General features: G+C 60.5%; 25 protein-coding genes and 1 tRNA gene. 5 read left to right on the top strand and 21 right to left on the bottom strand.

The features are described 5' to 3' along the window. The first annotated feature begins 145 nt into the window (after positions 1 to 145). Positions 146 to 1,549 carry a Si-specific NAD(P)(+) transhydrogenase gene (sthA, locus tag QN219_RS19770; protein ID WP_284001536.1) on the top strand — a complete coding sequence of 468 codons (1,404 nt, stop codon included), beginning with the start codon at positions 146 to 148 and terminating at the stop codon, positions 1,547 to 1,549. Positions 1,550 to 1,658: 109 nt separating this feature from the next. On the opposite strand, the gene tig is transcribed toward sthA, so the two are convergent. The 4 genes from tig to QN219_RS19750 form a co-directional block, all read right to left on the bottom strand. Further along, positions 1,659 to 3,140: a trigger factor gene (tig, locus tag QN219_RS19765; RefSeq protein ID WP_284001535.1), complete on the bottom strand. Its 1,482-nt coding sequence runs from the start codon at positions 3,138 to 3,140 to the stop codon at positions 1,659 to 1,661. A gap of 177 nt (positions 3,141 to 3,317) precedes the next feature. Continuing rightward, positions 3,318 to 3,402, bottom strand: a tRNA-Leu gene (locus tag QN219_RS19760). A 343-nt stretch (positions 3,403 to 3,745) separates the two neighbouring features. Next, positions 3,746 to 4,339, bottom strand: coding sequence for a GDYXXLXY domain-containing protein (locus tag QN219_RS19755; protein ID WP_284001534.1), 594 nt, complete (start codon positions 4,337 to 4,339; stop codon positions 3,746 to 3,748). Continuing rightward, positions 4,336 to 5,439: a DUF2157 domain-containing protein gene (locus tag QN219_RS19750; protein ID WP_284001532.1), complete on the bottom strand. Its 1,104-nt coding sequence runs from the start codon at positions 5,437 to 5,439 to the stop codon at positions 4,336 to 4,338. Before QN219_RS19750 ends, QN219_RS19755 begins: the two co-directional genes overlap by 4 nt. 1,012 nt (positions 5,440 to 6,451) lie before the next feature. Here QN219_RS19750 and QN219_RS19745 point away from each other — a divergent pair. The 3 genes from QN219_RS19745 to trmFO all read left to right on the top strand — a co-directional run bounded on the left by QN219_RS19745 (position 6,452) and on the right by trmFO (position 8,780). Further along, positions 6,452 to 6,595, top strand: a complete 144-nt coding sequence (locus QN219_RS19745; RefSeq protein ID WP_168799006.1) for a DUF1127 domain-containing protein — start codon at positions 6,452 to 6,454, stop codon at positions 6,593 to 6,595. 415 nt (positions 6,596 to 7,010) lie between these two features. Then, positions 7,011 to 7,154 (top strand): DUF1127 domain-containing protein, encoded by a 144-nt coding sequence (locus QN219_RS34195; protein ID WP_173512770.1) that lies wholly within the window; start codon positions 7,011 to 7,013, stop codon positions 7,152 to 7,154. A gap of 198 nt (positions 7,155 to 7,352) precedes the next feature. Then, the gene (trmFO, locus tag QN219_RS19735; RefSeq protein WP_284001530.1) at positions 7,353 to 8,780 is read left to right on the top strand and encodes a methylenetetrahydrofolate--tRNA-(uracil(54)-C(5))-methyltransferase (FADH(2)-oxidizing) TrmFO; all 1,428 of its coding nucleotides are present in this window, start codon (positions 7,353 to 7,355) and stop codon (positions 8,778 to 8,780) included. Here trmFO and QN219_RS19730 read toward each other — a convergent pair. From QN219_RS19730 to yajC, 5 genes are all read right to left on the bottom strand, one after another. Then, positions 8,777 to 9,238: a hypothetical protein gene (locus QN219_RS19730; RefSeq protein ID WP_284001528.1), complete on the bottom strand. Its 462-nt coding sequence runs from the start codon at positions 9,236 to 9,238 to the stop codon at positions 8,777 to 8,779. The genes trmFO and QN219_RS19730 overlap by 4 nt on opposite strands. 117 nt (positions 9,239 to 9,355) lie before the next feature. Next, complete coding sequence (locus tag QN219_RS19725; protein ID WP_284001526.1) at positions 9,356 to 10,198, bottom strand: phytoene/squalene synthase family protein; 843 nt, start codon at positions 10,196 to 10,198, stop codon at positions 9,356 to 9,358. Between the two features lie 17 nt (positions 10,199 to 10,215). After that, positions 10,216 to 10,602 (bottom strand): Mth938-like domain-containing protein, encoded by a 387-nt coding sequence (locus QN219_RS19720; protein ID WP_284001525.1) that lies wholly within the window; start codon positions 10,600 to 10,602, stop codon positions 10,216 to 10,218. Positions 10,603 to 10,604: 2 nt separating this feature from the next. Further along, entirely contained in the window at positions 10,605 to 13,175 is a 2,571-nt protein-coding gene (gene secDF / locus QN219_RS19715) for a protein translocase subunit SecDF (RefSeq protein WP_284001524.1), read from the bottom strand. Positions 13,176 to 13,226: 51 nt separating this feature from the next. Beyond that, positions 13,227 to 13,559 (bottom strand): preprotein translocase subunit YajC, encoded by a 333-nt coding sequence (yajC, locus tag QN219_RS19710; protein ID WP_136504516.1) that lies wholly within the window; start codon positions 13,557 to 13,559, stop codon positions 13,227 to 13,229. A gap of 306 nt (positions 13,560 to 13,865) precedes the next feature. Here yajC and QN219_RS19705 point away from each other — a divergent pair, with 306 nt between their 5' ends. Beyond that, positions 13,866 to 14,741, top strand: coding sequence for an ATP-binding protein (locus QN219_RS19705; protein WP_284001523.1), 876 nt, complete (start codon positions 13,866 to 13,868; stop codon positions 14,739 to 14,741). A 73-nt stretch (positions 14,742 to 14,814) separates the two neighbouring features. On the opposite strand, the gene QN219_RS19700 is transcribed toward QN219_RS19705, so the two are convergent. The 12 genes from QN219_RS19700 to nagZ form a co-directional block, all read right to left on the bottom strand. Then, entirely contained in the window at positions 14,815 to 16,356 is a 1,542-nt protein-coding gene (locus QN219_RS19700) for a LysM peptidoglycan-binding domain-containing M23 family metallopeptidase (protein ID WP_284001520.1), read from the bottom strand. Positions 16,357 to 16,508: 152 nt separating this feature from the next. Continuing rightward, entirely contained in the window at positions 16,509 to 17,159 is a 651-nt protein-coding gene (locus QN219_RS19695) for a biotin biosynthesis protein BioC (protein ID WP_284001519.1), read from the bottom strand. A gap of 254 nt (positions 17,160 to 17,413) precedes the next feature. Beyond that, positions 17,414 to 18,067, bottom strand: coding sequence for a protein-L-isoaspartate(D-aspartate) O-methyltransferase (locus QN219_RS19690; RefSeq protein ID WP_284001518.1), 654 nt, complete (start codon positions 18,065 to 18,067; stop codon positions 17,414 to 17,416). Beyond that, positions 18,064 to 18,834: a 5'/3'-nucleotidase SurE gene (surE, locus tag QN219_RS19685; protein WP_284001517.1), complete on the bottom strand. Its 771-nt coding sequence runs from the start codon at positions 18,832 to 18,834 to the stop codon at positions 18,064 to 18,066. The genes QN219_RS19690 and surE overlap by 4 nt, the downstream gene beginning before the upstream one ends. Positions 18,835 to 18,848: 14 nt before the next feature. Beyond that, a complete protein-coding gene (serS, locus tag QN219_RS19680) occupies positions 18,849 to 20,132 on the bottom strand; it encodes a serine--tRNA ligase (protein WP_284001516.1) in 1,284 nt (427 codons plus the stop codon). Positions 20,133 to 20,278: 146 nt separating this feature from the next. Beyond that, the gene (gene tatC, locus QN219_RS19675) at positions 20,279 to 21,121 is read right to left on the bottom strand and encodes a twin-arginine translocase subunit TatC (RefSeq protein WP_284001515.1); all 843 of its coding nucleotides are present in this window, start codon (positions 21,119 to 21,121) and stop codon (positions 20,279 to 20,281) included. Further along, positions 21,118 to 21,723 (bottom strand): Sec-independent protein translocase protein TatB, encoded by a 606-nt coding sequence (gene tatB, locus QN219_RS19670; protein WP_284001514.1) that lies wholly within the window; start codon positions 21,721 to 21,723, stop codon positions 21,118 to 21,120. Before tatB ends, tatC begins: the two co-directional genes overlap by 4 nt. A gap of 71 nt (positions 21,724 to 21,794) precedes the next feature. Beyond that, positions 21,795 to 22,001, bottom strand: coding sequence for a twin-arginine translocase TatA/TatE family subunit (locus QN219_RS19665; RefSeq protein ID WP_136504508.1), 207 nt, complete (start codon positions 21,999 to 22,001; stop codon positions 21,795 to 21,797). 91 nt (positions 22,002 to 22,092) lie between these two features. Further along, positions 22,093 to 23,202 carry an ABC transporter ATP-binding protein gene (locus QN219_RS19660; RefSeq protein WP_284001510.1) on the bottom strand — a complete coding sequence of 370 codons (1,110 nt, stop codon included), beginning with the start codon at positions 23,200 to 23,202 and terminating at the stop codon, positions 22,093 to 22,095. Between the two features lie 83 nt (positions 23,203 to 23,285). After that, positions 23,286 to 24,014, bottom strand: coding sequence for an SMC-Scp complex subunit ScpB (scpB, locus tag QN219_RS19655; RefSeq protein WP_284001508.1), 729 nt, complete (start codon positions 24,012 to 24,014; stop codon positions 23,286 to 23,288). Next, positions 24,007 to 24,825: a ScpA family protein gene (locus QN219_RS19650; RefSeq protein WP_284001604.1), complete on the bottom strand. Its 819-nt coding sequence runs from the start codon at positions 24,823 to 24,825 to the stop codon at positions 24,007 to 24,009. The genes scpB and QN219_RS19650 overlap by 8 nt, the downstream gene beginning before the upstream one ends. Positions 24,826 to 24,900: 75 nt before the next feature. Beyond that, positions 24,901 to 25,917 carry a beta-N-acetylhexosaminidase gene (gene nagZ / locus QN219_RS19645; protein WP_284001506.1) on the bottom strand — a complete coding sequence of 339 codons (1,017 nt, stop codon included), beginning with the start codon at positions 25,915 to 25,917 and terminating at the stop codon, positions 24,901 to 24,903. Between the last annotated feature and the right edge of the window lie 27 nt (positions 25,918 to 25,944).

Raw genomic sequence — 25,944 nt, 5'->3', positions numbered from 1 at the left:
ACATAACCGTATTTCCGCACAGGCGCATCCACGATAGAACAGTGCGCATCGCGCTTCATCAAACTGCGCAATTGACGCTATAAACGCGTGCGGGTGAAATTTGCCGCATCGCACAACGATTCTCCTTCGCATACGGGAAGCGTTCATGAACCAGTTCGACCTCATCGTCATCGGAAGCGGCCCAGCGGGGCGCAGGGGTGCCATCCAGGCTGCGAAACTCGGCAAGAAAGTCCTAGTCATCGAGCAGGGCAAACGCGTCGGCGGCGTCTCCGTCCATACAGGAACTATTCCGTCAAAGACGCTTCGCGAGACGGCGCTTAACCTCTCCGGCTGGCGCGAACGGGGCTTCTACGGCCGGTCCTACCGGGTGAAGCAGGAAATCAGCGCAGAAGATCTGCGCCGTCGCCTCATCATCACCCTCAACCACGAGGTCGAGGTGCTCGAACACCAGTTCGCGCGGAACCGCGTCCAGCACATCCGCGGCCGCGCAAGTTTTGTGGACCCGACGACGATCGAGGTTGTCAAGGAAGACGGCGAGAGCATTCCTGTTTCCGCGACGAGCATCTTGCTTGCCGTCGGAACGAAACCTTTCCGCCCGGACTACATCCCGTTTGACGGCAAGACCGTCGTCGACAGCGACGAGTTGCTCGACATCGAGGAACTGCCGCGCTCGCTGGTCGTCATTGGCGCAGGCGTCGTCGGTATCGAATATGCCACTATCTTCAGCGCCCTCGACACGCAGGTGACGGTCATCGATCCCAAGACGACGATGCTCGATTTCATCGACAAGGAGATCGTCGAGGACTTCATCTATCAATTGCGCGACCGCAACATGAAACTCAATCTCAGTCAGAAGGCCGAGAAGGTGGAGCGGCTCGAAGACGGTAAGGTTCTGCTGACACTCGACAATGGCCGCAAGATCACGACGGAGATGGTCTTGTTTGCCGCTGGCCGCATCGGTGCCACCGATGCGCTCAACCTGCCTGCCGCCGGGCTGGAAGCGGACAGCCGCGGGCGACTGAAGGTGAACCCCGAAACATTCCAGACCTCGGTTCCCAACATCTATGCCGCCGGCGATGTCGTCGGTTTCCCGAGCCTGGCTTCGACCTCCATGGAACAGGGGCGTGTCGCCGCCCGCGTCGCCGTCGGCGCGATTGCAAAGGAGCCGCAGAAATATTTCCCCTACGGCATCTATGCCGTGCCGGAAATCTCGACCTGCGGCCTCTCCGAAGAAGAAGTGAAAGAACGCGGCATCCCCTATGAATGCGGTATCGCCCGGTTCCGGGAAACGTCGCGCGGACACATCATGGGTCTCGATTCCGGTCTTCTGAAAATGATCTTCTCACTGAAGACCCGGCGCCTGCTCGGTGTCCATATCATCGGGGAAGGCGCGACCGAGCTCGTGCACATCGGCCAGGCAGTCCTCAATCTGAAAGGGACCGTCGAGTATTTCGTCGAAAACACATTCAACTATCCGACGCTCGCCGAAGCCTACAAGATCGCCGGGCTCGATGCTTGGAACCGCATGGGCGAAATCAAGACGGCCTAGGCAGCCCTTCGCAATTCGCTTCTATCAGCCACCGTTTCGACGGCTTTGTCTCGCAAAAGAAAAGGCCGCCTCGACAGGCGGCCTCTAAATTCTCGCGGAAGGAACCCGATTATTCGGCGCTGTCGTCAGCGGCCTTCTTCTTGGCCGGAGCCTTCTTCTTCGGCGCAGCGGCTTCCTCGCCTTCAGCAGCTTCGGCCTTTGCAGCAGCCTTCTTCTTGGCAGGCGCCTTCTTGGCGGCCGGCTTGTCTTCGGCTTCCTCGTCGTCAGCCATCAGCTCTTCCTTGGAAACCGACTTGTCGGTTACCGAGATTTCGGAAAGCAGGTGATCTACGACCTTCTCTTCGAACAGCGGTGCGCGCAGCGAAGCGGCGGCGCCGGGGGTGTTCTTGAAATAGTCGAGGATCTGCTTTTCCTGGCCCGGGAACTGGCGCAGCTGTTCGAACAGCGAGCGCTGCATTTCGTCGTCGCTCACCTGAACGCCGGCCTTTTCGCCGATTTCGGAGAGAACGAGGCCGAGGCGGACGCGGCGTTCGGCGAGCTTGCGATACTCGGCGCGAGCTTCCTCTTCGGTCGTGTCTTCATCGGCGAAGGTCTTGCCGGCCTGCTGCAGGTCGGTGTTGATCTGGCGCCAGATGTTTTCGAATTCGGCGTCGACGAGGCGCTCCGGCGTCTCGAACTGGTAGAGTTCGTCGAGCTGGTCGAGGATCTGGCGCTTGACCTTCTGACGGGTAACCGAGCCGTACTGGCTTTCGATCTGGCCGCGAACGATTTCCTTCAGCTTGTCAGCCGATTCGAGGCCAAGCTTTGTGGCGAGTTCGTCGTTGATCTCGAGCGGAGCGGCGGCGGCGACGTCCTTGACTGTGACGTCGAAGGTTGCTTCCTTGCCAGCGAGGTTGGCTGCCGGATAGTCAGCCGGGAAAGTTACGGTGATCGTCTTTTCGTCACCGGCCTTGACGCCGACGAGTTGCTCTTCGAAGCCCGGGATGAAGCGGTTGGAACCGAGCACCAGTTCCGCATCCTCATCCTTGCCGCCGTCGAAGGCAACGCCGTCGACCTTGCCGAGATAGTCGATGGTGACGCGGTCGCCAGTGGCGGCCCTGCCCTTCTTGGATTCGTAGGTGCGGGCGCTTTCGGCGATGCGCAGGATCTGGTCGTTGACCTCGTCTTCGGCGATGTCGACAACTTCGCGGACGACCTTGATGCCGCTCACATCCTTGAGTTCGATCTTCGGGATGATCTCGTAGGCAACCGTGAATTCGAGATCGGCCTCGGCATTGAGGATCTTGTTGGCTTCGGCCTCGTCCTCGGTCATCGCGATTTCAGGCTGCGTTGCCGACTTCTCGCCACGCTCCGTCAGGATTTCAGTCGGCTTGTCACGAACGATCTCGTTGACGAGATCCGCCATGATCGACTTGCCGTAGACCTTCTTCAAATGCGCAACCGGCACCTTGCCCGGGCGGAAGCCGTTGATGCGGACGCGGTCCTTCACTTCGGCCAGACGCTCATTCATCCGAGCTTCCATGTCCTTGGCCGGGATGACGACCTTGAGTTCGCGCTTCAGCCCTTGAGCGAGCGTTTCGATAACCTGCATGTTCAAACCTTCATTTCACGTTGACAGTGCTCTTGCCTCGAAAGGTTTGGCGAGCACGTGAGCCGATCCATTTGCCGGGAGTGGCTTTACGCAATTCCTTGACCGTTTTGCAAGCAAAATGGCACTCCGCCAACCCTCTTCACCGTCGAATTCCGACGTTTGGCAACCGTATTGTCCTGGTGCGGGTAGAGAGACTTGAACTCCCACGCCTTGCGGCACCAGAACCTAAATCTGGCGTGTCTACCAATTTCACCATACCCGCGTTCAGACAACCACACCGCCTGATCGCATTTCCCGCAAGACAACCAGCGGGAGCACCGCGGATATTCTGGACATGCGAAGGGTTCGGGCTTTCCCGAGCGCGGCGTCTCTATATCACTCGTTTTTGCCGGATCAAAGAGAAAATGCGCGACAATGCACGCCCGTGTCTTCACCTTCTCCTAATTAGTCTGGACCAAGAAGCCGGCAAGAAAATGAAGTTCCTTCATGCTACAGCGCCGCGCGCCTTATCGGACGCGCAAACGACGCTGTAGCATTTTAAATTGCTGCATGTTTTTATCCCTAAATCGGCTACGATTTGAGAAAACATGCAGCAGCACGCACCATCAATATAGCGGCTCCACATAAAGCTGCGCCCCATTCACAGAAACCTGCCTGATCTGGGCACGCCCATCCGTGTTCACCCGCACGTTGACCGAAAGCGCATGGGCGTCGCGGGCGGTTTCAAGGACGCGGCCCTCGCCTTCCGGCACGTAATAGCGCTCAATGCCGTAGTTCGGCTGCAAGGTTTGCGGCGGCGCTCCAAGTAGCGGGTAATAGGAGAACGGCAGCGATCTGATGACGACGCTGTCCGTCGTTTGCGCCAGGGGCCCGAACGATGCCTCCACCGGTCCCCAGAAGCCGTCCGCCTGCTCTCTGAGCCGCACGAAAAGCACCGCCCTCGTCGTCTCCTCGGGCAAGCCGCCAGCAACGATATCGGGCGAAATGCGGGAGATGTCGTAGGTCAGGATCACATAGTCGCCACGCAGGAGGTCTCGCGGATCGACCGGCGCACTTCTCAGAAGCACGTCCTTGCCGTTGCGCAGGATCGAAGCGCGGCTTTCGATCATGTATCCGAGCACGGCGGTCTGGAGCGCTGCGACCGCAAGTGCCGCGACAAGGGGATTGCGCCAGCGGGCCCCAGGCAAAACAGCGTTCATCGAGAAGCCTCCCCCACTCGTCCAAACCGTCGTTCAACACGGATGACGAGCCAAGCCACAAGCGCGACGACCATTCCGGAAATCAGGAAGAAGCCGGATGTGCCGAGGATCGATCCGAGCGTCTCGAAGGCCAAATACAAGATCTCCAGAGCAAACACCGCGTAGCCCAGATACCGAACCGCGCCGTTGCGCGCGCCGACAACGCCAATGCCCATGAGGGCAATGGCGAGCAGGCCGACGCCAGCGGTTGCCTCCGCCAAAACGCCTTCCGCTTCACTTTGCAAGGCGATAAGGCCGATGACGGCAACGGCGAAAGAATAGAACGAAGGCGCGGACCCGGCCTCACAAGCGAGACCATACAGCGGCGATCGCGGCAGCGACGCGAGGAGAAAGGCGATCAAACCGGCGGCACAGAAGGAGATTGCGAGCCAGAGTCCCGGATTGTCGACGTAAAGCGCGCCTAGCCAGGTGACGCAGAGAAGATAAGCCAAATGACGCGTGCGCCCTGCATTGGTGTAGCGGACCAGCGTCAGCACGATGGCCGCCAGTACCGGCACGAGCCAGAAATACGACTCAACCGCCGAAACAAGTCCTCCGCTGTCGAACAGCGTGATAAGAAACGCCCAGGCAAGGCATGCGGTGATCGTCGTGACGGCGGCCGACGCGAAGGCCGCTGCCGACAGGCATGCCCCGGCGAACCAGAGAAGCATCGCATCCGCTGCGTCGCCTGACAGATGATACATCTGGCCGACCAGAGCGATGCCGGCGCCGAAGGACATGGTGCCAAGTATAAGCAGAGCGCTGCCAACCGCCTTGGCTCCGCGCCCGAGGAAATAGGCACCGAGAAAATGGAAGAGCCAGATCAATGCGACGACGCCCGAGACTCTGACGAGGCGCGGCAATGCCTCCCAATTCGCCGCGACGAGCAAAAGCAGCGAGGCCGAAAGCAGGAGCGCTGCCAGCGCCAATAGGACCCGGCCCACGCTGAAAGTGGATTCGCGCGCATCATATTCCGCGAGCATCGCACTTGCCGACGACTGCGGAAGCAAGCCGAGATCCACCCAGCGCTTCAGATCTCGTTCCATGCGTCCGCGATACATCTCACCTCCGGACCTGTCCTCAAATGGCATGTTTCCTTAAATCCTCGCCGATTCAAGGATAAAAACATGCAGCAATTCAAAGTCCTGCGGCGTCCCTTTGCGCGTTTGATAAGACGCACGGCGCTTTAGAGAAAACAATGGGCTTCTTCCGCCGGTAGCGTGAACGGCTTATCCGTGATGATAATGCGCCACGGGAGTTGCGCGGGCCGCATATCTTCCATGCGGATATTGCACTGCACAAATCGATTTAAAGCGACTATATTCAAATCATCGAAGGCGACGCGAGGTGACGAACCGAACGGACGCCGGCGGGATTGGTCGCCCGTTTCCGGAACCCCGGAAAGACCCGAGCGGAAGCTCGAAGAATTCGGAGCAGCGTACTCCTCCTCCCAACGCTTCTCCGATAAGATTGGCAACACTCCTCCTCCCGGTTGCCAATCACTTACACGACGCCCGCTGGACCTCCTCCCCCAGCGGGCGTTTTGCTTTTCCGCATTCCATCCATGCGCTCGTGAGAGAGCGCGCAATTGCACAATATTCGAGCAATTTCTCGGCATTGCCCATCTGGCCATGCATAATATGCATAGGTGCCATTCGGTATCGCCTCTACACAAACTCCGTCCCGCAACCTATTTTTCAACCATCGATCGGGGCGACGCACTCCTCCTCCCAGCGCACCCCGATACGGATTGGCGACACTCCTCCTCCCGGTTGCCAATCAGAACAAAGCAACGCCCGCCGGACCTCCTCCCCCGGCGGGCGTTGCTTTTTTTGCGCATCTCTGCCCCAGCGAATCCATCCTCTCGCCGTAGCCGGGACGCGTCGGCGATGCGACGGATAGGTTGAAGTTAAAGGTGAATTAACGCGAAGCCAGAGGATTGCGCACCGCGCATGGGTGCGATGCAGCATTGTCTCTGTATATACCGATCAAATCGATTATATTTCAGACCATCAGATGACGGCCAGCAAGAGAGATAGAGCGCTGGCAAACGACCCTAGAAAGGATAGGATCATGAACCTCGCACGTTCTTTCAACAACTGGCGCAAGTATCGTCAGACCTGCAACGAACTCGGCCGCATGAGCGACCGTGAGCTGAACGACCTCGGCATCGGCCGCGGCGACATTCCCTACGTTGCACGTCAGGCCATCAAGTAATCCAAGCGGCGAATACCTGCTTCTGAAAACGCCTTCCAGTCTCGCTGGAGGGCGTTTTTCTGTTTACAAGCCATCCCGTTCAATGAAGCTCGCGCAGCGCCGTGATTTCGCACCTGCGAAAGCCCTGGGCGGACCTGAAGCCGGCGCGCTTCGCCAGGACGTCGTAAGCACCCAATTCTCAAAGAAGTTACGGGAATACAAGATATTAACGAGCAGCCGAGCAGCTCAGCCAATCCTTAACCTGGCGAATTTTCGAGCTGCGCTCGCCTCGTGCTTACAAAACTGGCGATGCACTGCACAAATGCATAGCAGATGCATTTTCTTTGCACTCCATCTGCCAATTAGACAAGCGTATAAGAACCTCAACGGCGCAGACAAATCACTGTCGCGACAAACAGATCTTGAGGACACGACCATGAACCCGATTCGCATTGCAAAAAGCTGGATGAACTACCGCCGCACCGTTGCCGAGCTCGGCAGCCTCTCGAACCACGCGCTCAGCGATATCGGCATTACCCGCTACGATATCCGCAACATTGCGGCTCGTTCCTTCCGCTAATCGGAACGAACATCCAAACATCCAAGACGGCGCCTACTGCATGTTTCCTTAAATCGTTGCCGATTTAAGGATAAAACATGCAGCAATTCAATGTGCTACAGCGTCCTTTGCGCGTCCGACAAGACGCGCGGCGCTGTAGAGGCGCCGTTTTCGTTTCTGCAATTGGAACCGGGGGGCTGCTGTGATAGGAAGCCGCCCATGACAGCGAACACTTCCTATTCCCCCATTCATGTCGTCGGCGGCGGCCTTGCCGGATCGGAGGCCGCGTGGCAGATCGCCGACGCCGGCGTGCCAGTCATCCTGCACGAAATGCGCGGCGTACGCGGAACCGATGCCCACAAGACCGACAGTTTCGCCGAACTCGTCTGCTCCAACTCATTCCGCTCCGACGACGCGACCAGCAATGCTGTTGGCGTGCTGCATGCGGAAATGCGGCTTGCCGGCTCGCTGATCATGCAGGCCGCGGACCGCAACCAGGTGCCTGCCGGTGGAGCGCTTGCCGTCGATCGCGACGGCTTTTCAGCAGCCGTCAGCACCGCGATCGACAGTCATCCCTTGATCACGGTCGTCCGCGAGGAGATCACCGGGCTGCCGCCGAAGGAATGGGATCTAGCGATCATCGCCACCGGGCCCCTCACCGCGCCTGCGCTCGCTGAGGCAATCCGCGCAGAAACCGGCGCCGACGCCCTCGCCTTTTTCGACGCGATTGCTCCGATCGTCTACACCGACACGATCGACATGGATATCTGCTGGCACCAGTCGCGCTACGACAAGGTCGGCCCGGGTGGCACCGGCAAGGACTACATCAATTGTCCGATGACCAAGGAGCAGTACAACGCCTTTGTCGACGCCCTGATCACCGGCGATAAGACCGGTTTCAAGGAATGGGAGGGCACGCCTTATTTCGACGGCTGCCTGCCGATCGAGGTGATGGCCGAACGCGGACGCGAAACGCTGCGTCACGGTCCGATGAAGCCGATGGGGCTGACCAATGCGCACAATCCCGCGGTCAAGCCCTATGCCGTCGTACAGCTTCGACAGGACAACGCGCTCGGCACGCTCTACAACATGGTCGGTTTCCAGACAAAGCTGAAATACGGCGCGCAGGCGGAAGTCTTCCGGATGATCCCTGGACTCGAAAAGGCCGAGTTCGCCCGTCTCGGTGGCCTGCATCGCAATACATACATCAACTCGCCGACGCTGCTCGACTCGACCTTGACGCTCAAGTCCCGACCGGGCCTGCGGTTCGCCGGCCAGATTACCGGTTGCGAGGGCTACGTGGAGAGCGCCAGCATCGGCCTGCTTGCCGGCCGCTTCGCTGCGGCCGAGCGCAAGGGCGAAACGCTGGCGCCACCGCCGCCAACAACGGCCTTTGGCGCGCTGCTTAACCACATCACCGGCGGGCACATCATCTCCGACGACGAGCCGGGCAAGCGTTCATTTCAGCCGATGAACGTCAATTTCGGTTTGTTTCCGCCGCTGGAGCCGGGAGCTTTGGCGAAGCCGGATGGCGCCAAGCGCTTTCGCGGCAAGGAGAAGGCCCTGGCAAAGAAGCAGGCGACAGCGGCGCGGGCTCTCAGCGACTGCGCAAACTGGCTCGGCGTTCCCGCCCTGAAGACCGCTTAGTCGCTCGCCTGGACCGCTTGCGCCGCCGGCTCATCGCTGAGTTCCGATTTGGGGCTGAAGCTGCCGAGCAGCCAGAGCGAGACCTCGGCGGCCTCGGCCGCGGTCCGAAACTCGAATGTGTTGTCCAGGTAGGCAAAATCCGGAAAGTGAACGATCAAGCCGCGCCCGCTGTCGGACGTGTTCACCCGCACCTTGCCGGGATGAATGACGTGGCAGACATAATGCGTGCCGTGCGATTGGATGAAGCCAGCCTTGCCATCGTGCAGTCGGAGAAAGATAGCCTTTCTGTCAATGGTCGAATGCAGGGCGCGGATTGCTTCTTCGGGGAATGCGCGGCCAAATTCGACCATCGCCGAGCCCGCGTCGGGATTGTCGAAATCCCGTTCGGCACGGGCGTTCATCCTGATGTAGAACGCGCCGACGGCGACAACCACCATGATGAGCAAAAGCCACAACATCACACGAGCCCCTTTCGGACGGCATGAATCCGGTAGCTCCTGCCTATACGATGTGAGACTTGCGCCAGCTTGACCAAATTCAACTCCGGGGCCACTTCGCCTGACAGGCGCATCGGATCAGAAGCGCTTGCGCCGGCTCGCGCGCCACATTCGCCATTGCCGCTGCCACTGGGATGGCTGGATGGGTCGCTGAAGGAGACTCGCACCCGCCGCCTCCGCCCGGTCGAACACCGGTTCGGCCAGAGCCACGGGGGTGAAGGCGAAGAAATTCGCCGAAGAGATCGAGCCTATGCCTTGACGCGCCTTGGCAAGGTGATCCCGGCCCAATCCACAAAATGCACGGATCGCCCTGTCGATGGTTTCAGTGTTGCTGCCGGCAAGCAATGTTTCACGGTCGAGCCCGGTCGCGCGCAGGAGTTCCGCCGGAAGGTACACCTGCCCGCGTCGGCAATGAACAGGCAGTAGCAACAAAAGGCCGGCGATCGTCTGGGCGACGCCCGCATGTCCGGCGGCCTCCGCCGATCTGGCGGCATTCAACGGATCAAGGATCAGCGACGAAAGCTGAATGAGGGCTGACGCGGTTTCACCGGCATAGCCCTCCAGCGCGGACCTGTCCTGCATCGGATCGTCGTAAAGATCGAAAATCCGCGCATCGATCATGTTCTCGAGCACCGTGACGGGCAGATGATGTTCGCGAACACATTGCAGAAGCGCTTCCGCCAGCGGATGCCCCTCGCCGCCTGATTGCTCGTTTCCGAGAAGATCGCGCCACCATTGCAAACGGATTTCGCCCGGAAGCGGCTCATGTATCAACTCGCGCACGCGGGCGATTTCCGCATGGAACGCGTAGAGCGCCGCAAGCGAGCGCCTCTTTTCAGGTGGAGAAAGCAGGCAAGCCAGATATCGATCGCGATCTGTGTCCCGCAATGTTGCGAGGATCTGGGTATCGGCCTCTTGCACGCGCAGTTCCTTCGAAATCACACCGCGATCAGGGCCGCGGCAACGGCGCGCGATTCGGCGAGCATCACATTATAGGTTCGGACCGCCGCCCCGGTGCTCATCGGATCGGAGGAGATGTTCTGCGCCCTCAAGGCCGCCTTCAGTTCGGCGGGCAGCGGCCGGATTTCACGCCCCGTCCCCACGAGCAGGACCTCGATCGCACGCGCCTCCTCCAGCGCACGTTCGAATTTGTCCACCGAAAGCGGGTCACCCTCGACCACGTCCCATGCGTAGATGCCGGACGGCAACATCAGTACGGAGCCGCGGTGAGACATGTCCGCGAAGCGGAAGCCGCCGTTTCCATAGGCGTCTATCGGCGCTCGGCCGGGAAAATGCGCTTCGCGGATTTCGATGCCTTTTGCCATCATCAGGCTGTCCCTGTTGCCGTGTTCGCCGGCTCATCATCGCTGCTGGCAGAATCCTGCCCGTCCCTTGTTCGGCCGCCTCTGCGGTTGAAGAGTATAAGAACCGGGCCTGCGATATAAATCGACGAGAGCGTTCCGACAACAACCCCGAAAAGCAGCGTCATACTGAAGGAGCGAATAAGACCGTTTCCGAACAAATACAGCGCCGCGAGCGCCAAAATTGTCGTCACGGCCGTCAGCACCGTACGCGAAAGCGTCTGGTTGATCGACGCGTCGATCAATACCGAGAGGGACATCTTTCGATAGCGCATGAAATTCTCGCGGATGCGATCGTAAATCACGACAGTATCGTTCAGTGAGTAGCAGACGATGGTCAGCAAGGCGGCAACGCTCGCAAGGTTGAACTCCGTGCGCGTGACGACAAGGAAGCCGATGGTCAGCAATACGTCGTGCAGGGTGGCTATCATCGCACCGAGAGCAAATCGCCATTCGAATCGGATCCAGACGTAGAGCAGAATGGCTAGTACCGCTGCGCCGACGCCGAGGCTGCTGGCTCTTGTCAGCTCGGCGGACACAGCTGGTCCGACAACCTCCACCCGCCTGAATGTGTACTGATCCTCCAGTTCGGCGCGCACCAATCCGATCGCTGTCTGCTCGGCATTATCACCCGCCTCCTGAGAAGGAACGCGGACGAGGACGTCTCGTTCCGTGCCGAGTTCTTGCACCTGGACTTCCCCGAGGTTCAACTCGTCGAGGCGAGCGCGGAGATCCGCACTGTCGGCCACACCAGACTTCGCCCGCAGTTCGATGATCGACCCGCCCTTGAAATCCGCGCCGAAGTTAGGCCCCAGGCTGACCAGCAAGATGAGCGAAGCAAGCGACAGCGCCGCCATCAGAATAAAGACCGGATTGCGGATCGCCATGAACCGAATATCCGCCTCGCTGAAGAAGCCGGTGCGAATGCCTCTCGGCAACCGCAAGGGCCGGCGACGACGATACCAGCCGCGAACAAGACGGCGTGTCAGGCTGTGCGCCGTCAGAATAGTCGTCACGCTTCCGATCGCCAGCGTCACGGCAAAACCGCGAAAGGCGCCGGAACCGAAATAGAAGAGAATGGCACCGGCGATCGCCATGGTCAGATTGGCATCGACGATGCTGCTGAAGACACGTGAAAAGCCGGTGTCGAGCGCCTTTCGCAACGGTCCGGCGCCGCGCGCCTCCTCTCGAAGGCGCTCGTAGATAAGAACGTTCGAGTCGACCGCGACTCCGATCGTGAGAATGATCCCGGCGATTCCCGGCAAGGTCAAAGTCGCGCCGATCAGGGAGAGAGCCGCAATGATCAGCACCACATTCACGATGACCGCGACCACCGCAATGACGCCAAAGAAGCCATAGAACGCGATCATGCATGCTGCGACCGCGAGCGCGGCGATCATACCGGCCTTCAGCGCGTTTGCGATGGCGTCGGTTCCGACACCGGGGCCGACCGTGCGCTCCTCGACCACCGTCAGGGTCGCGGGGAGTGGCCCGGCGCGCAGCAAGGCGGCGAGGTTCTTGGCGCCGTCCTCGGACAAGTTTCCAGAGATCCGACCAGTGTCGCCGCTAATCGCATCGGCAAGCGCGGGTGCCGACACCACCTGCCCGTCAAGCACAATCGCGAACTGCCTTCTGGAGTCGGCCTCCACAAGCGGCGTGATGCGCGCCAGCGCGTCGGCGTCGAGCTTGAAGCTGACAATTGGCTCGCCGGTTGCCGGGTCGTAATCAGGTTGCGCCTCGACGACATCCCTAGCCGCGACGAAGGCTCGCCTTTCGACCAGATACGGAACCGGCGGATCGTCGAGCGAATAGAGGACCTCGCTTGCTGCCGGCGGCTTCGTGTCGACCGCCTGTTGCACCGGCATGGATGGATCGAGCCACCGGAACGTGAGCTCTGCGCGCTGGCTGAGGAGATCCTTCAGCCGTTGCGGATCGTCCAATCCGGGTACCTGAACGACGAGACGATCGTTACCGCTACGGCGTATCGATGGCTCCGCGACAGCGACTTCACCGATACGTCGGCGCACCACGTCGATGGCTTCGGTCACCGCCGAGGCCACCCTGAGATCTATGCCCTCGTCGGTGAGCCGCAGATGAACCGCCTCGCCCTGCTCCGCTCCTTCCGAAACCAGTTCCTGAACCTGGTTTCGAATGAGACCGGCGCTGTCGACGGGAGCGGTGAGTTCACGCAATGCGTCGCGCGCGGCGGAGACCTTTGTCGCGTCACGAACCCGGAACTGAATCGCCTGGCCGCTGCCCGATAGGCCCGTATAGGCGATATCCGCGTCCCTAAGTGCCTTACCGATCGCATCGATCGTGGTCTCGAGCCGCTCGGAAATGATGTCGTCGCGGACCAACCTCAGCGTGAAATCGGAACCGCCCTGAAGATCAAGGCCGAGCGGCACCTGCCGCTGCGGCACCCAGGCGGGCCATTCCGCAAGTTCTTCCTTGGAAAAGAGGTTCGGCAGAGCGAGAACAAAACCGGCTAGGACGACGAGCCAGATGATCGTGTTTTTCAGCGGCGAGAACTTGGGCATGCTCTAAAATGCTCCATTCGCCGGCTCTGCCGGTTGCGGTTCGTGCCCGAGTTATTCCTTGACCGGTTCGCCTTTCACGCGAACCTCGGAGATCCCGCTGCGGACGACGCGAACCTTGATGCCGTCGGCGATCTCGACCTCGAGTTCCGCATCATCGACCACCTTCGTGACCTTGCCAACGATGCCGCCGCCGGTAACGACCTGATCACCGCGGCGAATGTTCTTCAGCAACTCCTCGCGACGCTTCATCTGCGCGCGCTGCGGGCGGATGATCAGGAAATACATGACGACAAAGATCAGGAGGAAAGGCAGAATAGACATCAAAATGTCTGCGCCGCCCGCGCTCGGGGCACCGGTCTGCGCAAAAGCTTCGGTAATGAACATCGATCACTCCTTAAGTTCAAATTGCGCGGATCCCCCGCGCGAAATCCGCCGGAATATAGGGATGCGACGCCGCGACGCAAATCGGCCGCCCTATCCGTTTCTCCTGCCTCTGACACAAATTCCGCGGGAGGAGAACCCCCCGAGCACTCGCGCCTGGCCTTTTCCAGCGCAAACCGTCGTGCTACCGGAAAAAAGCTGCCGCGCGGCTTTGTCTACGGATAATTTCAGCAGACCAAACCTGCGGCAATTCAAGGAATTACAGATGCACGAAGCGCCAAACGCCGCGCGGGTACCGGAGACAAGCAGATGCAGGAAAACAAGATCGATGTTCTGATCAACGAGATGCAGAAGCTTTCGGCGGCTATCGAGCGGATCGCGGGACCGGCGCCTGCCGTGAACGACTGGAGCCAGGCAGAATGCTTCGTCTGGGCGCCGGCCAATCGCCATCTGCAGCCGGTGGCGAAGCCGAACCGCATCGACCTCGCGCTCATCACGGGCGTCGACCACGTGCGCGACATCCTTTTCGACAACACACTTCGTTTCGCGGAGGGTTATCCCGCCAACAACGTGCTTCTTTGGGGCGCGCGCGGCATGGGCAAGTCTTCGCTGGTCAAGGCGGTACATGCGCGGGTCGCACACGAAACCGGCAGTGCATTGAAGCTTGTCGAAGTGCACCGGGAAGACATCGCGAGCCTGCCGGTTCTGATGGAGATTCTTAAAGCGGCGCCGATGCCGGTCATCGTCTTCTGCGACGATCTTTCCTTCGACCATGACGATACGTCTTACAAGTCGCTGAAAGCGGTTCTCGACGGCGGCGTTGAAGGCCGCCCCGCCAACGTTCTGCTCTACGCAACCTCGAACCGCCGGCACCTTCTGCCTCGCAACATGATGGAAAACGAGCAATCGACCGCGATAAATCCGTCGGAGGCGGTCGAGGAGAAGGTCTCGCTGTCGGACCGTTTCGGCCTCTGGCTAGGCTTCTACAAGTGCAGCCAGGACGATTATCTGGCGATGGTCGACGGATACGCCCGCTACTACGACCTGCAGGTCGAACGAGAGACGCTGCATGCGGACGCGCTGGAATGGGCAACGACGCGGGGATCGAGATCCGGCCGCGTCGCTTGGCAGTTCATTCAGGATCTGGCCGGCCGTCTCCGCCGGCAACTCGGCGATCCCGCATAATTTCGAAGGCCCAGCTCCTTGAAATCACGCAGTTCCGGGCGGAAAACCGCTACACACTTTTCCTGGAATTGCTCTATTCGAGATAGGTCGCCGGGTTCACCGGGGTGGCGTTCTTGCGCACCTCGAAATGCACCTGCGGCTGGGTCGCCTTGCCGGTCATGCCCGAGGCAGCGAGTGTCTGTCCGCGCTGCACCTTCTGTCCGCGCTGCACCTTGAGCTCGGAGGCATTGCCGTAGACAGTAACAGTGCCGTCGTCGTGGCGCACCAGAACGGCATTGCCCAGTTCCTTCAGGCTGCTGCCGGAATAGATGACGACACCGTTTTCGGCCGCCTTGATCGGCGTTCCTTCGGGCGCAGAAATGTTGATCCCGTCGTTGCGGTTGCCGTCGACATTCGCACCGTATCCGGCAACGACCGCCCCGCGTACCGGCCAACGATACTTGCTGATGCCGGTCGACTTCGGCAGGTCCTCGTCGATATCCGACTTGATCGCGACTTCCGAAACGCTCTCCTTGGCGACCGGCGGCTTGTATTCGGCAGGCTTGTTCTGCTCGAGCGAAGCGACCTTGGTCTCCGCCTTCTTGGTCGGCACCGAAGCCGTCGCCAGCGCATCCGTTGCCGTGGGAGCCGCGCCCGGCATCTTCAGCTTTTGGCCGATGCGGATCCCCTCGGCCGTCAGGCCGTTCGCTTGCTTCAAGGCGCTGACCGACACACCGTTCGCCTTGGCAATACGATTCAACGAGTCGCCCGGCTTGACTGTGTAGAGGCCGTCACCGCCGCTGCCTTCTCCCTTGGACGCAAGCTTGCCTGCGGAGACATCGCTGCGGCTTTCGCTCTTTTCACGCGTCTGCGATTGACCGGGAAGGATCGCCGCCTCGCGTTTGTCCGTCGGCAACGGCGACGGCCGTTTGTTGCCGCCGTCGACATCGGGGATCGAACTGGAGGCGGCCGCCTTCGCAGCGCTGCTCGCAGCACCGAATGTCGGGATCACAAGGCGCTGGCCGGGTTCTACCTGGCCTGCTGACTTCAAGCCGTTGGCCCTCAGGATCTCTCTTTCCGGCACTCCGAAACGCTTGGCGAGGGTGGCGACCGTATCGCCCGGGCGAACCATGACCGACGGTGCGTTCTGCGCGCCCCAACCACCTTTGCTTGCCGTCTCCCTTGCCGTCGCAGACAGAGTCTCGGCTTTGGCGACAGCCACCGGCTGCGCCTGGCGTTCGGCGGGAAGCGCCTGCGGTTGCGGCCGCGGGGCAGCCACGGACGGGTCCGCCAGCACAGTACGCTGGACACTCATCGGCGTTGAGGCGACGCGCGCGCTGGAAACGGGAGCCGGCGCATAAACGGCGTTCTGGCTGGCGACCGGATACGGCTGACCGAAAGTCGCGCCGCCCCCACCAGACGGAGCCGCCGCAAGCTGGCCGGCAGCAACATCGCCCCGCGGGACCGGCATTGTGTTTTGCGGGATGGAACTGGTCGTTATATCGTCAGATCTTGAAAAAAGCCCGCTGAAGCGGCTGACATCCGAGCTGCAACCGGTGGCAGCGCCTGCCAGCAAGATCGCCGCACACAGGCGGATCGTGGACTTCCCTGCACTGGGAGATACAAATTTACGCATGACGCTTACCCACTCCGAACGCAACTCGCTGTGGAATGATTAAAGCGCATTAGAGTTACCGGCCGGTTAAGGACGACACCCAATTTGACGAAACGCTAACCATAGCCGCCCACGTCCCTTCCTTGCCTGGCAGGGAAAGGCATGCACCTGGCTTAGAAGAGCTCGGAATAGAGCCGCTCGATCTCAGACACGGTTCTCGGCTCAGGCGATTGATCTTCGTAACTGATATTGGATTTGTCCCAATCAAACGGACCGCCTCCCACCCGAGAAGCCGAAGGCGGGATTTCGGGCTGGGCGACCTTATCCTCGTCGAGGAAAACGCTGACCAGTGTTTGAAAATTGGCCTCGATATCGAGACCGCTTTCAGAGTCGTATTCAAGCGAACGCAAACCGGCGACAGCCGCCTCGCGTGTCCCGAAATAGCGCAGGCTGTGCTGATCCTCCGGACGGAGACTGTCGTAATACTCGATGAAGGCTCTGTAATAAGCCTTGTAGTCGCCGGTCTCGGCGAGCCTCCCGAAGGCTTGGTATTCGCGTGACGCCAGCTGCGGTGAGAGCTTGTTGTCCCATTCCTCCCTGGTGAGAGGCGGCAATCGCTCCGGCGATTTTTTCGTGCGGCTGAGATAGAGGAGGGCATCGACCGACAGCGAGATGCGCGGTGTCGGATCGAAGAAGCCCGCTTGCGAGGCTTGCGTTCCGCTCTCGTCCTTGCTCCCGGCAACGACCTGGCCGGCCGGACGTCCAGCGAGGTTACCCAAGCCGTCGCCGGCCGTTGCCGCAGTCAACCTGTTCGCAATCTGCATCCGCCGTCTCCGTCATTTGCACGAGCAAGACGAAAAACGCAGAACACGCGCATACCGCGCCCAAAATCCGTCGTGCCTTTCTGGCCTAGGGCGACAAGCTTGCGCCAGGCTGGATTCGTTAAGAATCCATTAACCGTCCGTTTGGGGAAAGCCGGAGATGCAATTCGGCAGTGGCAACTTACAGCACCACGCGTCCTTTCAGACGCACAGTGTTCGCTGCAGCGCTTTGAGTTCCTGGAGATCGTAAGGGCGCGTCAGAGGAATGACGCAAGCTGCGGCACGATTGGAAGGTACGGCGCGTCGAACAGATCCTCGCGATCGAACCGGCTGCCGGTGCGATTGACGCGAACGATCCGGCACAGCGTTTCGCTCATCATGATCGGGACCAGCAAGGTTCCGCCGGAGACGAGATGGTCGGAGAACATGCGAGGCAAGCTGTTGAATGCGGCCGTGATCAGGATGCGGTCAAACGTGCCCTCGCCCGGCACGCCTGCGCTGCCATCAGCCTGCCTGACGACGACGTTGCGAATGCCGGCCCTTTCCAGGTTTTTCTGCGCCGAACTCACCAGTGTCTGATATCGATCGATCGTCAACACGCGCTCGGCGATACGCCCCATCACGCCCGCCGTGAAGCCGCTGCCGGTGCCCACTTCGAGAATGCGCTGCCCCGGCTTGATGTTCAGGCAATGCAACAGCCGCACGGCAAAATCATAGCCTTCCATGAACGACCCGCAATCGAGCGGTATCAATCGTTGGGAATATGCCTCGGCCTGGTATTGCGGCGGAGCAAAATGGCTGCGTGGCGTCTGCTCCACCGCCTTCAGCAGATCGTGATTCGCAATTCCTTCGCCGCGCAGTCGCAGCACCATCGCTGCAAATCCCTCCTGCTGGGAAACGCGTCCGTTCAAACGACAGTCCCTTCTCGCAATGCGCGCGCTATACGATCCTGGATGGTATAGTCGGTCAAATCCAGTTTAAGCGGGGTTACCGAGATCTTGTTCTCGCGCAAAGCGTGAATGTCGGTTCCGTCACGAAAATCGCCGGCGCGCTCACCGAAGCGCAGCCAGAAATACGGAAAACCACGGCCGTCGGTGCGCTCGTCAATGCTGAGCCCGAAATCAAGCTTGCCTTGCGAGGTGACTTCCACCCCTGCGACGGCTTCGGCGGCGCAATTCGGAAAGTTCAGATTGATGAGCGTACCAACTGGCAACTCGACGTCCAGCAACGTGCGGATCAATGCTGGCGCGTGGGTCTCTGCCACCTCCCACGGAACGTCCCTGCCGACTGCGTGCTGGTAAGCCTGACTGAGCGCGATCGACCGGATTCCCTGAAGCGTCCCTTCGATGGCGCCGGCCACGGTGCCGGAATAGGTAACGTCATCCGCAAGGTTGGCGCCGACATTGACGCCCGAAAGGACCAGATCCGGCTTGCGGTCGAGAAGCTTCTTGGCCGCCATGATCACACAATCGGTCGGCGTTCCCCTCAGGGCAAAGCGCCGTTCTGAGACCTGGCGCAGACGCAGTGGTTCGGAAAGCGTCAGCGAATGGGCAAGGCCGCTCTGGTCCACTTCCGGCGCGACCACCCATACGTCGTCCGAAATTGTCCTCGCGATCCGCTCCAGCACCGAAAGTCCCTCGGCATGGATGCCGTCATCGTTCGTCAGCAGGATCCGCATTCCGGTTCTCTTCCTCAGGCTGTTTTCTCGATGCGCCGTTGGCCGCCCATGTAGGGAACAAGGACATCCGGCACCGCGACCGAGCCGTCCTCGTTCAGATAATTCTCGACAACGGCTATCAGCGCGCGCCCGACGGCAACGCCCGAACCGTTCAACGTGTGAACGAATCTCGTTCCCTTCTCCTCTTTCGTGCGGTAGCGCGCATTCATGCGGCGTGCCTGGAAATCGCCGCAGACCGAGCAGGACGAGATTTCGCGGTAGGTATCCTGACCCGGCAGCCAGACCTCAAGGTCATAGGTCTTGCGCGCACCGAAGCCCATATCGCCGGTCGAGAGTGTCATGACCCGATAGTGCAGCCCCAGGCGCTTCAACACCTCCTCGGCACAGGCGGTCATACGCTCATGTTCGTCGATGGAGCTTTCCGCATCGGTGATCGAGACCAGCTCGACCTTGTTGAACTGATGCTGACGCAGCATGCCGCGGGTATCGCGCCCGGCGGAACCGGCCTCCGAACGGAAGCTCGGTGTCAGGGCGGTAAAGCGCAGCGGCAGCTTCTCTCCGTCGAGGATCTGCTCGCGAACCATATTCGTCAGCGGAACTTCCGCAGTCGGGATCAGCCAACGTTCGTCCGTGGTGCGGAAGAGGTCTTCCGCAAACTTCGGCAGTTGCCCGGTGCCGTACATCGCGTCGTCACGGACGAGCAACGGCGGCTGCACCTCGATATATCCGTGTTCCTGCGTGTGCAGGTCGAGCATGAACTGGCCAAGCGCCCGTTCGAGGCGGGCCAGTTGACCCTTCAGGATCGTGAAGCGCGAGCCGGCGATCCGCGCGGCGCCTTCAAAATCCATGAGCCCCAACGCCTCACCAATTTCGAAATGCTCGAGCGGCTTGTGATTCCAGGTCGGCTTCGCGCCGACAATCCGCGTCACAACGTTTGCCGCCTCGTCGGCACCGACCGGGACATCTTCGAGGGGGATATTGGGAATGCGCGAGAGTGCATCCGAAAGCTCAGCTTCTATGCCACGGCTTTCCTCTTCCAGGGGCGGCATGGAATTCTTGAGCTCAGCGACCTCCGCCTTGAGCTTTTCCGCCAGTTCGCCGTTCTTCTGCGCCATCGCTGCGCCGATTTCCTTGGAGGCGGCATTGCGGCGCGACTGCATGTCCTGCAGCGATTGAAGAATTGACCGGCGGCGTTCATCCAGCGCAATCAACGACGCAGACAACGGCTCCGCGCCCCGTTTCGCCAGGGCATCGTCGAGCACATCGGCATTCTCACGGATCCATTTGATATCGAGCATAATCGTTCCACGCGTTGGTTGCCCCATGCCCCCTCAAACCGGCTTCGATCCAAGGAATCATGCAGCGATTCAAAGTGCTACAGCGGTCTTTGCGCGTCTGAACAGACGCGAGGCGCTGCAGGTCACGGCGCGAGAACGTCAGACAGTCAGCCCTTCGCGGGTCCGGTCGTCTCGGAGGAACTTTCCTGCGAAGAGGCGATCTCGCTTGCGAGTGCGTCTCTCGCGCGCTGTCTCTCGACGAGTCGCGCCGTATAGATGGAAATTTCGTAGAGAAGGATGGCTGGCAGTGCAAGACCGATCTGGGAAACCGGGTCGGGCGGCGTCAAAACGGCCGCGACGATAAAGGCGATGACGATCGCATATTTGCGCTTCTCGGCGAGACCCTGAGCCGTGACGAAACCGACGCGCGCAAGCAGCGTCGTAACCACGGGCAGCTGGAAAACCAGGCCGAAGGCGAACACCAGCGACATGATCAGACTCAGGTATTCCGACACCTTCGGCAGGAGTTGGATCGCCACCTGCCCTTCGCCGCCGCCCTGCTCCATGGCGAGGAAGAACCACATGACCATCGGCGTGAAGAAGAAATAGACCAGCGCGCCGCCGAGGAGAAACAGGACCGGCGAAGCGATCAGGAACGGCAGGAAGGCTGCGCGTTCGTTCTTGTAGAGACCGGGCGCGACAAACTTGTAGACCTGCGAGGCGATCACCGGAAAGGCGATCACCAGAGCGCCGAACATCGCAACCTTGATCTGCGTGAAGAAGAACTCCTGCGGAGCAGTGTAGATGAGCTCGACGTTCCGATGGCTGAGACCGGCCCAGCTCACCGCCCATTTGAACGGCAGGACGAGGAAGTTGAACAGCTGCTTGGCAAAATAGAAGCAGACGAGAAAGGCGACGAAAAATGCGCCGACCGCCCATATCAGCCTCGTGCGCAACTCGACGAGATGCTCGATCAGCGGCTGCGGCCGGTCCTCGATATCGCCGCTCATGCGTCACCTTTCTTGCGCGAAGCCGCGCGCGCCTTTTGCGTCTTGGTCTCGGCCTGCCCGGTTGCCGCCTTTTTTGCCGCTGCCCTGGTCGCGGTTTTCTTTGCCATTGCGGCGGCAGGCTTCTTGGCCGGCGCGGCTTTGGCCTGGACGGCGCTCTTCGCCTTCTTCTCTTCTATCTTCGGCTCGCTTGCAGTTGCCGCCGGAAGTTCGGCGGGCTTCGCCACGGCCTCAACGGACGCCTCGGCTTTCACTGGTTCGGCCGCAGGCTGCTCCGGTGCCGGTTGCGCCGGCTTGTCGGGCGTCGTCGCCTTCTGCAGATCGGACTTGATCTCGTTTCCGAGCTGGCGCAACGGATTCATGGCGTCCCGCAACGCCGCGGTCGGATTGAGACTTTGCGCATCGCTGATTGTCTTGCGCACTTCATCGAGATCGGCCTCGCGCAAGGCCTCGTCGAATTGATGGCGAAAGTCCGCCGCCATCCCGCGCAACTTGGTCGTCATCCGCCCGAAGGCCCGCAGCATCGGCGGCAGATCCTTCGGCCCAACGACGACAATCAAGACGATTGCGATAACAACAAGCTCGGTCCAGCCGATATCAAGCATCCAACGTGCCCTACAACCCGTGACGCGGTCGACCGGGCATGTATCCGCCCGGTCTCGCCAGCTTCTGCCCGTTAGCGGACTTCGTCAGACTTGTGCTCGACGGTCTTGCCGTCGATCGTCTTGTCGGTCGGAGCGGCGTCGTCTTCGCCCATGCCCTTCTTGAAGCTCTTGATGCCCTTGGCAACATCACCCATCAGTTCCGGGATCTTGCCGCGGCCGAACAGCAGCAGGATCACCACCAGGACGATCAGCCAATGCCAGATGCTAAAGGAACCCATGCACTTACTCCCTAGGGCCTCGTTCAACCACAGCCCATTACGTTGTCAATTTTCAGGCGTGCCGTCGGCACGCCGTCATTCTCGACGGACCCTAAGATGTCGAGACGTCTTTTTCAAACAGCAATATGTCGCGCTCGTTAACCGAAAGCGTGACATCACGCAATCCTTGCGGCAACAGATCGGCGCGGATACGTGCCCGCACTGTACGCTCGAATTGCGGCACAGCAAGCTCCAACAGTTCGACAACACCCAGAAAGCGTCTCGACAGGATGCGCGCGGGGATGTCGCCGCCCTCCTCCTTGAGGTGAACGCCGGAGAGCCTGACCGCGACGCTCAAGGGCTGCCCTTCCTTGTATTGTCCCGCGGGCACGGCTCCGAGCGGCGTTTCGACGCGGCCGCCCCGCACACGCGCGTCAAAGACATTTATCTCGGAAAAGAACCCGGCCGCGAAAAGATCGCGCGGCTTCCGATAGAGTTCGTCCGCCGTGCCGACCTGAACCAGGCGCCCATCCTTCAAGAGGGCGATCCTGTCCGCCATGCGCATAGCCTCTTCCGCATCGTGGGTCACGACGATCGCCGTTGCGCGCGTCTCGCGCAGAATGGCGAGCGTGTCCGCGCGGATCGAATCCTTCAGGCGAGAGTCGAGCCCCGAAAAAGGTTCGTCCATCAGCAATACCGCCGGACGGGGCGCAAGCGCGCGGGCAAGCGCCACGCGCTGCTGTTCGCCGCCCGAGAGCACATGTGGGTAGCGGTCGGCGTAATGCAATAGGCCGACGCGTTCCAGCGCCGCATCCGCCTGCACCAATGCCTCCTTTTTCGGCAAGGCCGTCAACCCGAAGCAGACATTATCGCGGATCGTCATGTGGGGAAAAAGCGCGAAATCCTGAAACATCAGCCCGACACCGCGCTTTTCTGGCGGGAGAAAGACGGATGGGCCGGAAATTTCCTGGCCGTTCAGGAGGAGACGGCCGCCGGTCTGCATCTCGATGCCGGCCGCGATGCGAAGCAATGTCGTCTTGCCCGATCCCGAAGGGCCGAGCAGACAAAGAACTTCTCCGGCTTTCGCGGTGAGCGAGACGCCCTTGATCGTTTCCTTGGAATGATAGCGGTGGCTGATATTCTCGAATGCCAGGCTCGCCGCGAACGACACCCCGGACCGTCGCGTTGCCCTGACGGCGCCGTTGTGTGGGTCTGAAACCATGCTCATTCATTCCTCGAACCGAAGGCTTCGCGGCAAAATGCCCGTGCCCGGATCTAAAAAGCCGATATTCCTAGTCAGGATTTTTAATCGTCTTCTTCAGCCTTCGGTGTCAAGAGGCCGAGTTCCTCGAGGTCCATTTGCGTGATCGGATCCTCGTTCTCGGAGAGCTCATCCTCGCTGGCAGGAACCGGAATGAGCAGGTTCGAGGGAACGCGCCCCGACAGGAGACCGGCACCCTTCAATTCTTCGATACCGGGAAGATCGCGAATTTCCTCCAGACCGAACTGATCGAGGAAATCCCGCGTCGTCCCGAATGTGACAGGCCGTCCCGGAGTCCGCCTGCGTCCACGAAAGCGCACCCAGCCGGCCTCCATCAGAACGTCGAGCGTTCCCTTCGATGTCTGTACGCCGCGTATGTCCTCGATTTCCGCGCGCGTGACCGGCTGATGATAAGCGATGATCGCCAGCACCTCGAGGGCTGCCCGCGACAGTTTCTTGACTTCCTGTTCGTCCGTCTGAACGACAAAGGAGAGATCGGCGGCCGTACGGAAGGCCCAGTGGTCTGCGATCTGGACCAGATTGACACCGCGCTGGGCGTAAAGTGCCTTCAGCCGCGACATGATCCGCCCGAGGTCGGCACCGCGGGGAAGCCGGCTCGCGATATAGGTTTCAGAAACAGGCTGAGCCGATGCGAAGACCAGCGCCTCAGCGATCCGCTCCGCTTCCCGCTCGAGCCTGGGATCGAGGGTAACCGCTTCGTGCTCCATCTCTTCGTCGGGCATGCCCGGCAAGTACTTCTGCGCTTCAGCCACGCGCTGCCTCCATTTCCGCCAGGGTTGCCGCATCGATAGGCTTCGGTCCACGCCGTAGATAGATGGGCGCGAAGGCACCCTCCTGCCGTATCTCCAGCCTTCCCTCGCGAACCATTTCGAGTGACGCGGCAAAGGAGCTCGCGATCGCCGTTGCGCGTTCTTTCGGGCTTGTCATGTAGCGGAGGAGAAAATGATCAAGCGCCGTCCAATCGTCGAGACTGCCGATCATCCGCGCCAGAATCAGGCGCGCATCGGACAGCGACCAGACATGGCGCTTCTCGATCGTCACCTGCGTTATCGCTTGGCGCTGCCTGAGGCTCGCGTAAGCGGTCAGCAGGTCATAGAGGGACGCGTCGTAGCCCGATCTTTTTTCGGCAACGATATGTTCGGGCGCCCCGCGCGGGAAAACATCGCGGCCGAGGCGGTTCCTGTTGACGAGCCTCGTCGCTGCATCGCGCATGGCTTCAAGGCGTTTCAGCCGAAACGCCAGCGCCGAGGCCATCTCCTCGCCGGAAGGTCCTTCATCCTTGGCCTGTTGCGGAAGCAGCAGGCGGGACTTGAGATAGGCAAGCCACGCGGCCATGACGAGGTAGTCGGCCGCGAGCTCTATGCGGATCGAACGGACGCGCTCGATGAAGGCTATGTATTGTTCCGCGAGCGCCAGCACCGAGATGCGCGAAAGATCGACGCGCTGACTGCGCGCGAGATGGAGAAGCAGGTCCAGCGGGCCTTCGAAACCGGCAAGATCGACGACGAGGGCTTCCTCGTGCAATCCGCGATCGGCAGCCTCCTCCTGCCACAACGGCTCCATCGGTGCCTTTGCTCCAGGTTGGCGCTGCCATTCACCCGTATTGCTCACCAACTCGCCTTTCCGCCGCTTTCTCGCCTAAGCCAGGGCGAACATCGCGTTGAACTCTGTCCTCAATGCTTCCTGGTCCGCATTGTCCGGTTTCCGGAACGCCGCCTCCGCAGCTCTCGCCCGACGCAGCCGATCGCCCGACAGAACCGGAACCACATCCGCAACGGCCCTCATTTCTTCCATTATGCCATGACAATGCAAGACGAGATCAAGGCCCGCGCCAATAATCCCGCGAGCGCGAGCGGCCATATCCCCGGCAAGCGCATTCATCGAAACATCGTCCGACATCAAGAGCCCGTCGAAACCGATATGGCCGCGAATGATTTCGCGCACGACCTTTGGCGAGGTCGTGGCCGGATTGTCGGGATCGATCGCTGTAAAGACCATATGCGCCGACATGGCCATGACTTCGTCCTTCATGGCAATGAACGGGAGGAAATCGCTTCGCTGCAACTCCTCGAAACCGGCTTCCACAACGGGCAGATTGTGGTGCGAATCCACGAACGTGCGGCCATGGCCCGGCATGTGCTTCATCACCGGCAGCATGCCGCCAGCCTTCAACCCCTCGCTCATTGCGCGGCCGATCGCGGTCACCGTCTCCGGATCGTGGCCATAGGCTCTGTTGCCGATGACATCATGGCTGCCAGGCACGGGTACATCGAGAACCGGCAGGCAATCGACCGTGATCCCGAACCGCATCAGGTCAAAGGCATGAAGGCGTCCCATAAGCCACGCGGCGCGCAAGCCCTGCTCCGGGTCCCGGCGATATATCTCACCGATGGCGGCACCGCTCGGGTATTGCTGAACCAGCGGCGGGCGGATGCGCTGGACGCGACCGCCCTCCTGATCGATCAGCACCGGGGCATTCGGATTGCCGATGCTGTCGCGTAACTGAGCGACAAGATCGGAGATCTGATTTTCCTCGCCGATGTTGCGGCCGAAGAGGATGAAGCCCCATGGGCGCTCGCCGTCGAAGAACCTCCGCTCTTCTTCGGTCAGGGAAAGGCCTTTGCAGCCGGAAATAAATGCTTTTGATTCGCTCATCCCAGAATCATAGTGCGCGCACCGTTC

This window comes from Sinorhizobium sp. 8-89, assembly GCF_030124325.1.
Lineage (GTDB): Bacteria > Pseudomonadota > Alphaproteobacteria > Rhizobiales > Rhizobiaceae > Sinorhizobium.
The sequence above is the reverse complement of the archived record's forward strand: the minus strand, read 5'-3'. Positions and strand labels throughout refer to the sequence as shown.

What these genes read in the sequence shown, in the direction of transcription:
- sthA (WP_284001536.1), top strand. Translation starts at nt 146, where the DNA reads ATGAACCAGTTCGACCTCATCGTCATCGGAAGCGGCCCAGCGGGGCGC.
- tig (WP_284001535.1), bottom strand. Translation starts at nt 3,140, where the DNA reads ATGCAGGTTATCGAAACGCTCGCTCAAGGGCTGAAGCGCGAACTCAAG.
- QN219_RS19755 (WP_284001534.1), bottom strand. Translation starts at nt 4,339, where the DNA reads ATGAACGCTGTTTTGCCTGGGGCCCGCTGGCGCAATCCCCTTGTCGCG.
- QN219_RS19750 (WP_284001532.1), bottom strand. Translation starts at nt 5,439, where the DNA reads ATGTATCGCGGACGCATGGAACGAGATCTGAAGCGCTGGGTGGATCTC.
- QN219_RS19745 (WP_168799006.1), top strand. Translation starts at nt 6,452, where the DNA reads ATGAACCTCGCACGTTCTTTCAACAACTGGCGCAAGTATCGTCAGACC.
- QN219_RS34195 (WP_173512770.1), top strand. Translation starts at nt 7,011, where the DNA reads ATGAACCCGATTCGCATTGCAAAAAGCTGGATGAACTACCGCCGCACC.
- trmFO (WP_284001530.1), top strand. Translation starts at nt 7,353, where the DNA reads ATGACAGCGAACACTTCCTATTCCCCCATTCATGTCGTCGGCGGCGGC.
- QN219_RS19730 (WP_284001528.1), bottom strand. Translation starts at nt 9,238, where the DNA reads ATGTTGTGGCTTTTGCTCATCATGGTGGTTGTCGCCGTCGGCGCGTTC.
- QN219_RS19720 (WP_284001525.1), bottom strand. Translation starts at nt 10,602, where the DNA reads ATGGCAAAAGGCATCGAAATCCGCGAAGCGCATTTTCCCGGCCGAGCG.
- secDF (WP_284001524.1), bottom strand. Translation starts at nt 13,175, where the DNA reads ATGCCCAAGTTCTCGCCGCTGAAAAACACGATCATCTGGCTCGTCGTC.
- yajC (WP_136504516.1), bottom strand. Translation starts at nt 13,559, where the DNA reads ATGTTCATTACCGAAGCTTTTGCGCAGACCGGTGCCCCGAGCGCGGGC.
- QN219_RS19705 (WP_284001523.1), top strand. Translation starts at nt 13,866, where the DNA reads ATGCAGGAAAACAAGATCGATGTTCTGATCAACGAGATGCAGAAGCTT.
- QN219_RS19700 (WP_284001520.1), bottom strand. Translation starts at nt 16,356, where the DNA reads ATGCGTAAATTTGTATCTCCCAGTGCAGGGAAGTCCACGATCCGCCTG.
- QN219_RS19695 (WP_284001519.1), bottom strand. Translation starts at nt 17,159, where the DNA reads ATGCAGATTGCGAACAGGTTGACTGCGGCAACGGCCGGCGACGGCTTG.
- surE (WP_284001517.1), bottom strand. Translation starts at nt 18,834, where the DNA reads ATGCGGATCCTGCTGACGAACGATGACGGCATCCATGCCGAGGGACTT.
- serS (WP_284001516.1), bottom strand. Translation starts at nt 20,132, where the DNA reads ATGCTCGATATCAAATGGATCCGTGAGAATGCCGATGTGCTCGACGAT.
- tatC (WP_284001515.1), bottom strand. Translation starts at nt 21,121, where the DNA reads ATGAGCGGCGATATCGAGGACCGGCCGCAGCCGCTGATCGAGCATCTC.
- tatB (WP_284001514.1), bottom strand. Translation starts at nt 21,723, where the DNA reads ATGCTTGATATCGGCTGGACCGAGCTTGTTGTTATCGCAATCGTCTTG.
- QN219_RS19665 (WP_136504508.1), bottom strand. Translation starts at nt 22,001, where the DNA reads ATGGGTTCCTTTAGCATCTGGCATTGGCTGATCGTCCTGGTGGTGATC.
- QN219_RS19660 (WP_284001510.1), bottom strand. Translation starts at nt 23,202, where the DNA reads ATGGTTTCAGACCCACACAACGGCGCCGTCAGGGCAACGCGACGGTCC.
- QN219_RS19650 (WP_284001604.1), bottom strand. Translation starts at nt 24,825, where the DNA reads ATGGAGCCGTTGTGGCAGGAGGAGGCTGCCGATCGCGGATTGCACGAG.
- nagZ (WP_284001506.1), bottom strand. Translation starts at nt 25,917, where the DNA reads ATGAGCGAATCAAAAGCATTTATTTCCGGCTGCAAAGGCCTTTCCCTG.